The sequence below is a fragment of the Methylobacterium sp. E-046 genome (assembly GCF_022829625.1).
Classification (GTDB): Bacteria; Pseudomonadota; Alphaproteobacteria; order Rhizobiales; family Beijerinckiaceae; genus Methylobacterium; species Methylobacterium longum.
Window position 1 is genome coordinate 117,459 of record NZ_JAKSYP010000052.1, and the last position, 7,844, is coordinate 125,302.

The window sequence follows — 7,844 nt, forward strand, 5'->3', positions numbered from 1 at the left end:
GGCTCACGCGAGGCCGCCCCACCCGGCCCGGATCGGATACCCCTCGCCGTCGAGCAGGCTCATCGTCTCGTAGAGCGGGAGGCCGACCACCGCGCTGTAGGACCCCACGAGTTTCACCACGAACGCGCCCGCCAGCCCCTGGATGGCGTAGCCGCCGGCCTTACCACGCCACTCGCCGGAGGCGAGGTAGCCTTGGATGTCCCGGCCCGAAAGGCGCTTGAACCGCACGCGGCTCTCCACGATCCGCTCCCGCCGCCCGCGCGGCGAGAGCACGCAGACGGCCGTGAAGACCCGGTGCTGGCGCCCGGACAGCAGACGCAGGCAATCCGCCGCCTCGTCCGGGACCTCGGCCTTCGGAAGGACGCGCCGTCCGACCGCCACGACCGTGTCGGCCGATACCAGCCAAGTCGGCGTCGTCGTGGCGTCCAGGTGCAGCGCCGCCTCGGCGGTCGCGAGCTTTGTCCGAGCGAGGCGCCGAGCGAGTTCACGCGGGGGCTCGGCCTTGCGCGGCGTCTCGTCGACCTCGGCGGGCAGCAGCGCGTCCGGCTCGATCCCGATCTGCTGCAGGAGCGCGAGGCGTCGAGGCGAGGCGGAAGCCAGCACGAGGCGGGTCTTCGCTCCCTGCGTCGCACCGACCGCTTCAGGTGTGGCGTCCATGGTGTTCCACTCGCACGGGCGGCCGGGGGCGACGGGGCTCCTGATCCAGAGCGCCATCATCGGCCAGGACAGCCTTGATCCGGCAGCCTGATAAGCGAAGGGGTCCGGGTTGTGAACCGGAGCCGGCAGCGGGCGGCAATGGATCCTCGATCTCCGATCGCCGCCCGCGACGTGCTGGCACGAAGACGTTCCCAGCCTGCCCTGGTGCCCGGCATTCCCGATTGAAGACACGTTCATGATCAAAATTCGGGCGTCGGGACCGGTTTTAATATTCGGCAAGTCAAGCCGCAGACGTCGCACCGAACCGTAACCGAGTGTTAACCAAGACGGGCGGAGAATGCAGACATCGGAAGAGGTGGACCCCGATGCTCAACGCCGATCCGCTCCTGCGACGCCCCAAGCTCGTCACCGCAGCGCTCCTCACCCGTGCCCTCGACGGATTGCGGCCGAAGGTGAGCTCGCCGGTTGAGATCTGGCAGAAGCTCACCGACCAGTACGTCGTGGATCTCGACGCCGTCGCGGCGCTGCTGCCCGCGACCGAGCCTGAGACGCACTGGCTGCCCGCCCGCGACTGACGCGTCTTCTTCCAGACCGTCACGGGTGCCCGCCCTTGGCACGCGACATGCAAAGATCGCGGTCAAAGAGTGATCGATAACCGGAGGAAGCACTCAGGCAACGACAACGCGGTGGCTCTCACGCCGGAGCACCCCGCGGACCTTTCGTTCACACGGAGTGGAGGTCCGTCATGTCAGAACTGCTCTCTGTCGCCCTTGTCTGCGCCGGTACTCTGCTCGCGCAGGATTGCTCCCGCGTCACCGCACTCGACGTCATCGTCGCCCCGGCCCACTCGCCGATGGAATGCCTGATGCACGCCCAGACAATGGCCGCGCAGGCCGGACTTCCCGGCGGCAGCGACCGCTATCTCAAGATCGCCTGCGAGCATCGGCGCCTGGAAGGCGATCCCGGCCGGGTGATCCGACGGGCATCGTGAGCCCTATATGCCGGGCACACCACCGCAATCCCGCCGGCCGACGCCGTTGTTGGCCGGCGTGCCGAAATTCTCGGCAAGGTCTGCCGGCGATCCGCCGAGACTCCACCGCGTGACCTGCCCCGATTCGACGGAGGAGAATTGAATGGTGCACCAAAGACACGTCAGTACAATTCCTGCTTCACTAGGGCTTTAGAACAGTTGCGGCCGTACGGCACCGGACCCATCCTGCTTGGCAACGCTGATGCAAGCCTGATCCCGGCATCTGCCGACCGAGCCGTCCCGAAGGCCCCGTGCTGGGCCGGGTTCCGCGAGTGCCCGACCCCATGATCTACCATGCGTTCGACCTGCAGACCGACATCGCAGCCCAGACCCGGGCCTGGGGACGGCTGCTGAACGACGTCTGGTCACCGTGGCGCGCATGGGGCCAGCCGATCACGTGGATGTCCGCCGGCGCCCGGATGATGATGCGCACGGGGCTGACCTTCGCCCGACCGGCCTATGGCATCGACGCGGTGAAGGTCGGCAACCGCAGCGTTCCGGTCGTCGAGGAGCCCGTCGCGGTCACACCGTTCGGCACCCTGCTGCACTTCCGGAAGGACATCCACACCGACCAGCCCAAGGTGCTCATGGTCGCGCCGATGTCGGGGCACTTCGCGACGCTCCTGCGCGCCACGGTGCGCACGATGCTGCCGGACCACGACGTCTACATCACCGATTGGCACAACGCCCGCGACGTGCCGCTGTCGGAGGGTCGGTTCGGGTTCGACGACTATGTCGGCCACCTCGTCCACTTCCTGCAGACGATCGGTGAAGGCGCCCACATGGTGGCGGTCTGCCAGCCGGCCGTGCAGGCGCTGGTGGCTGCGGCCGTCATGGCGCAGACCAAGGACGCGGCGGCTCCGCGCAGCATGACCCTGATGGCCGGCCCGGTGGATTGCCGCGTCAACCCCACGGGCGTGAACGAACTCGCCACCTCGAAGCCGATCGAATGGTTCGAGCAGAACCTGATCGCCACCGTTCCTGCGCGCCACAAGGGAGCCGGCCGCAAGGTCTATCCGGGTTTCGTGCAGGTCTCGGCCTTCACGGCGATGAACGCCAAGCGCCACATCCAGGGCCATACCGACCTGTTCTGGCACATGGCGAACGGCGAACACGCGAAGGCGGAGGCCATCGAGACGTTCTACGACGAGTACTTCGCCGTTCTGGATCTCGCGGCCGATTTCTATCTGGAAACGGTCAAGACCGTCTTCCAGGATCACGCCCTGGCCAGGAACGCGGTGCGCTATCGCGGCGATCCGATCGACCTCGGAGCCATCCGGCGGACCGCCCTGATGACCGTGGAGGGCGAGCGGGACGACATCTGCGCCGTCGGCCAGACCATGGCGGCGCACGAACTCTGCACGGGTCTCGCGCCTTACATGCGGACCCATTATCTGCAGGCCGGGGTCGGCCATTACGGCGTTTTCGCGGGACGGCGCTGGGAAACCCAGATCTACCCCCAGGTGCGCAACTTCATCCAGTCCCACAACTGACGCCGGATCGTACGGCCGACGTCGCGCCGATTTGACCCGCCGACGGCCGCGGCTCACCATGATAGCCTCTTCGGACAGAGCCGGGCCCCTGCCGGGCTCATAGGCGTGGGGCGGAACGGTCGGCGTGATCGACAGGGACGGTTTCGGCAGCGACGACGGCAAGACCGGCCGCGCATCAAAACGGCCCGTGGCGGCCACGCGCCTCGACCGGCTGGTGGCCCAGGCGCGGGCGGCCGTCCTGTGGGAGCAGGCCTGGCCGGTTCTGTGGCGCGGATTGGGCGTCGGCCTCCTGTTCCTGGTCCTCTCATGGACGGGCCTGTGGCTGGACCTGCCGCCGCTGGGGCGGCAGATCGGCCTCGGCGTGGTCGCGGCTCTCCTGGTCACCGCGCTCATGCCGCTCGTTCACCTCGCCCGGCCTGACCGCCGCGCGGCACTCGCCCGGATCGATCGCGAAGCCGCGTCGCGTGATCCGTCCCTGCGCCACGGGCCCGCCTCCGCGGCGCAGGATACCCTGATTGTCGGCGCCGCGGATGCAGGCAGCCGCGCCCTCTGGGACCTGCACCAGAGGCGCGCCGCACGGGCCGTGGCTGCCCTGCGCGTCGGCTTGCCCCGCCCGGGCATGACCCGGCTCGACCCCTTCGCGCTGCGGGCCGGTCTGATCGTCGCCGCCGTGGCGAGCCTGTTCGCGGCGGGACCGGAATGGCGCGAGCGCATCGGTGCGGCGTTCGACTGGCAGGAGCCGGCTGCGCCCGGTCCGAACTTCCGCGTGGACGGCTGGATCGATCCGCCACTCTACACCCGCCTGCCACCGCTGCTGATCGCGATGGACGGGAGCGACCAGCACCTGCGCGCGCCGGTCAACGCGCAGCTGATCGTGCGCATCGCCGGCCAGGGCAAGGCCGCGGCAAACACGACGCTGACGCCCAATGCCGGCCTCGTTCCGGTGCCCGGCCAGGAGGCGCGGCCGGATCTGCGAGAGGAACGCTACCGCATCGTCGGCGGTGCCGAGCTCGTCATCGTCACGCCGGCCGGTCGGCAGCGTCTGACCGTGGACGCGATACCGGACCGCCCGCCGGAGGTGACCGCGACCGGCGGGCCCGAGGTGAACGGGCGCGGCACCTTCAACCTGAGCTACAGGGCTAAGGACGATTACGGGATCAGCGCAGCCGAGGGACTGATCGAGCCGCTCAAGCCCGGGCGGTCCCTGGTCTCCGTGCCGCGCATCGGTCTCGCCCTGCCGGCCGACGCCGCGGGCGAGACCGATACCAAGACCCTCGTCGACCTCACCGACAATGCCTGGTCCGGCGCGCGCGTGCGCTACCATATCGTGGTGAAGGACGAGGCCGGTCAGGAAGGGCGCACGCCGGACACCGAGATCACGCTACCGTCGCGGCCGTTCCGCGAGCCCCTGGCGCGAGCGCTGGCTGAGGGACGCCGCCGCCTTGTCACGGCACCGGACACGGATCGCCGCTGGGTGCAGAGCGCCCTGGACGCGCTCCTGGTCGCGCCCGACACGTTCACGCCGCAGCCCGCGATCTTCCTCGGTCTCCGGACCGCCACGGAACGGCTGCGCAGCGCCAAGACCGATCCCGATCTGATCGAAGTGGCCGATCTTCTCTGGGAGATGGCGCTCAAGATCGAGGACGGCGACCTGTCGGATGCCGAGAAGCAGCTGCGCCTGGCGCAGGACCGGCTGAAGGAGGCCATGGAGCGCAATGCGCCCGACGACGAGATCAAGCGCCTGACCCAGGACCTGAAGCAGGCCCTCGACAAGTTCCTCTCCGAGATGGCTCAGAAGCAGGGCCGGGAACCCCGCGAGCAGAGCGAGCGGAGCCAGGGCAATCAGCAATCGAAGACCGTCACGCCCCAGGATCTCGACAAGATGATCCAGGACATGGCCGAGGCCATGAAGCGCGGCGATACCGCGGAGGCGCAGCGCCTCATGGAGCAGTTGCGCAACACCCTGGAAAATCTCCAGTCCGCGGAGCGGGGCAGCCGCACCGATCAGGCGGCCCGCGAGATGCAGAAGCAGATGCGCAATCTCGACGAGATGGCGAAGGAGCAGCAGGGCCTGCGCGACGAGACCTTCAAGGATGGGCAGGAGCAGCGCGGCGGCCAGAAGCCGCAGAACCGCGGCCAGCAGCAGCAGGGACAGCAGGGTGGCCAGGGGCAGAAGCAGCAGGGCCAAGGACAGCAGGGCCAGCAGGGCCAGGGACAGCAGGGTCAACAAGGCCAGCGGGGACAGGGCCAGCAGGGCGATGTCGGCGAGCGCCAGCAGGCGCTTCGGCAGAAGCTGGAAGAGCTTGAGCAGCGCATGAAGGAGAACGGCATGCGCGGCGAGCAGGGTCTGGCCGACGCCGAGAACGCGATGCGGGACGCCGAGAACGCCCTGAAGCAGGGCGATTCCGGCGAGGCGGTGGATGCCCAGGGCCGGGCCCTCGATGGCCTCAAGCGCGGCGCCGAGGGCATGGCGCAGCAGATGCAGGACATGGCGGAGGGTCAGGGCGAAGGCCAGCAGGAGGGCGGTCAGCAGCCCGGCCAGCAGGGTCAGGCCGGCGCCCGGGACGACGATCCCCTCGGCCGCCCGACGCGCGGTCGCGACATGAGCGACGGACGGGTACGTGTGCCGACCGCGGACGAATCGGCGGTTCAGCGGGCCCGCCGCATCATGGAAGAGCTGCGTCGCAAGCTGGGCGACCCGACCCGTCCCCGCGAGGAGCTCGATTATTTCGAGCGCCTGCTCCGCCGCAACTGAACCCCCGACAACCCCAAGACGCCACGCGGTGCCGGCTCACGGCACCGGTTCGGCCCGGATCAACGCCCCATGTCGTCCAACACCCTCGTCCTCCTCGCCTGCTTGGCCGTGGCCTTCGTGCTGTTCTTCGGCTTGGCCAACATGATGCGGGGCGGGAGCGCCAACATCTCGCAGAAGTTGATGCGCCTGCGGGTCCTGCTCCAATTCGTGGCGATCGTGATCATCATGGGCGTCGTCTGGTGGCGCTCGGCCTGAGCGCACGCGACCGGGTGTGACCGCGCCGCCGCACCCGGTGCCTTTCGCCGCCGCGTCGGATGAATTCAGCGCCTGAGCCCGCAGACCTCGTGCTACGCTCGGTAGAGAAGAACTGCCAAGCCTTCCCGGCCGAGACCGCATGACCACCCCTTTCCGTACCTGCCTTATCGGCCTCCTCACCGGTGCGGCGATCCTGCCCGTGTCGGCCGCGGACGCGCCGCCGCTGCCGGCGGCCTACGCGGCTCCGGCTCAGCCGCTCAGCATCGTGTCGGAGGTGCGGATCGGCGGAGCGGTACAGGATCCGGGCAGCGCCGAGGGCAAGCTCCCCGGCTTCAGCAAGGCGAACGTCAACGGCGAGATCCTCTTCGCCAAGCCGCAGATCAGCGCCGATCCGTTCTGGCAGGCCTTCGTGCCGCGCCCCACGGTGGGCGGCAGCTACAACACCGGCGGCCGGACGAGCTACGCCTATCTCGGCGCGACCTGGACGGTGGAGATCTTCCCCGAGACCTTCAACCGCCGAATCTTCCTCGACGGGTTCTTCGGCGGGGTTGCCCATAACGGCTATACCGGCCCGAAGGCCGAGACGCCCTACGGCTTCAACACGCTCGGCTGCTCTCCGATGTTCCGCGAAGCCGCGGCGCTGGGCTATCGCCTCACCGAGCATTGGAGCATCATGGCGACGGTCGAACACATGTCGAATGCCGGGCTCTGCGCGAACAATCGCGGTTTGACCAATTTCGGCGGCAAGATCGGCTACACTTTCTGAGACCGGATCCCGTGGTCAAGCTCAACCGCATCTACACGCGCACCGGCGACAAGGGCACGACCGCGCTGGCGGACGGGCAGCGCCGTTCCAAAGCGGACCTGCGGATCGAGACCTACGGCACTGTCGACGAGACCAACGCCTGTATCGGCATGGCGCGCCTCCACACGGAGGGCCGCCTGGACGCCATGCTGGGCGCCATCCAGAACGACCTCTTCGATCTCGGCGCCGATCTGGCGACTCCCCCGACGCCCGAGCCGCTGCCGTACGAGCCGCTGCGGATCGTGGCGAGCCAAGTCGAGCGCCTGGAGCGCGACATCGACGCTCTGAACGAGCCGATCGCGCCCCTGAAATCCTTCGTCCTGCCCGGTGGATCCCCGGCCTCCGCGGCCCTTCACCTCGCCCGCACCGTGTGCCGGCGGGCCGAACGTCTGGCGGTGAGTCTCGCCGCCCGCGCGGACGAAAGCGTGTCGCCCGAGTCGCTGCGATACCTGAACCGGCTGTCCGACTTCCTGTTCGTCGCCAGCCGCGCGGCCAACGCCGACGGCGCCGACGATGTCCTCTGGGTGCCCGGCGCCAACCGCTGATCCACCCGTCCCGTTTTCGTCGGCCTCCAACGCGCCGCGTTGACAAGGCGGAAATGTGGCCGTTACGGTCCGGCACCTTGCGTGCCCCGCCCCCGCAGTCCCGGTGACAGCGGGAGAGGCGTGCACGACGACAAGAATCCTCCGGGGAAGGATCGAAGCCGCCATGAAGGTTCTGGTGCCTGTGAAGCGGGTGGTGGACTACAACGTCAAGATCCGTGTGAAGGCGGACGGCTCCGGGGTCGAGCTGGCGAACGTGAAGATGTCGATGAACCCGTTCGACGAGATTGCGGTGGAGGAGGCGATC

General features: G+C 68.7%; 8 protein-coding genes and 1 pseudogene. 8 read left to right on the top strand and 1 reads right to left on the bottom strand.

Annotated features, from left to right (window positions below):
• Positions 1 to 3 precede the first annotated feature (3 nt).
• A complete protein-coding gene (locus MKK82_RS03105) occupies positions 4 to 657 on the bottom strand; it encodes a Maf-like protein (protein WP_238289081.1) in 654 nt (217 codons plus the stop codon).
• A 365-nt stretch (positions 658 to 1,022) separates the two neighbouring features.
• Between MKK82_RS03105 and MKK82_RS03110 the strand changes: the two genes are divergently transcribed.
• The 8 genes and pseudogenes from MKK82_RS03110 to MKK82_RS03145 all read left to right on the top strand — a co-directional run.
• Entirely contained in the window at positions 1,023 to 1,232 is a 210-nt protein-coding gene (locus tag MKK82_RS03110; RefSeq protein WP_238289079.1) for a hypothetical protein, read from the top strand.
• A 170-nt stretch (positions 1,233 to 1,402) separates the two neighbouring features.
• Positions 1,403 to 1,648: a hypothetical protein gene (locus MKK82_RS03115; RefSeq protein WP_238289078.1), complete on the top strand. Its 246-nt coding sequence runs from the start codon at positions 1,403 to 1,405 to the stop codon at positions 1,646 to 1,648.
• 323 nt (positions 1,649 to 1,971) lie between these two features.
• Positions 1,972 to 3,180, top strand: coding sequence for a polyhydroxyalkanoate depolymerase (locus MKK82_RS03120; protein WP_243984631.1), 1,209 nt, complete (start codon positions 1,972 to 1,974; stop codon positions 3,178 to 3,180).
• Between the two features lie 124 nt (positions 3,181 to 3,304).
• Complete coding sequence (locus tag MKK82_RS03125; RefSeq protein WP_409566772.1) at positions 3,305 to 5,935, top strand: TIGR02302 family protein; 2,631 nt, start codon at positions 3,305 to 3,307, stop codon at positions 5,933 to 5,935.
• A gap of 69 nt (positions 5,936 to 6,004) precedes the next feature.
• Positions 6,005 to 6,190: a twin transmembrane helix small protein gene (locus MKK82_RS03130; protein WP_238289073.1), complete on the top strand. Its 186-nt coding sequence runs from the start codon at positions 6,005 to 6,007 to the stop codon at positions 6,188 to 6,190.
• 139 nt (positions 6,191 to 6,329) lie between these two features.
• Positions 6,330 to 6,956 (top strand): acyloxyacyl hydrolase, encoded by a 627-nt coding sequence (locus MKK82_RS03135; protein ID WP_238289071.1) that lies wholly within the window; start codon positions 6,330 to 6,332, stop codon positions 6,954 to 6,956.
• A gap of 11 nt (positions 6,957 to 6,967) precedes the next feature.
• Positions 6,968 to 7,540, top strand: a complete 573-nt coding sequence (locus MKK82_RS03140) for a cob(I)yrinic acid a,c-diamide adenosyltransferase (RefSeq protein WP_238289069.1) — start codon at positions 6,968 to 6,970, stop codon at positions 7,538 to 7,540.
• Between the two features lie 163 nt (positions 7,541 to 7,703).
• Positions 7,704 to 7,844: pseudogene (locus tag MKK82_RS03145) on the top strand (electron transfer flavoprotein subunit beta/FixA family protein); the annotation flags it as partial.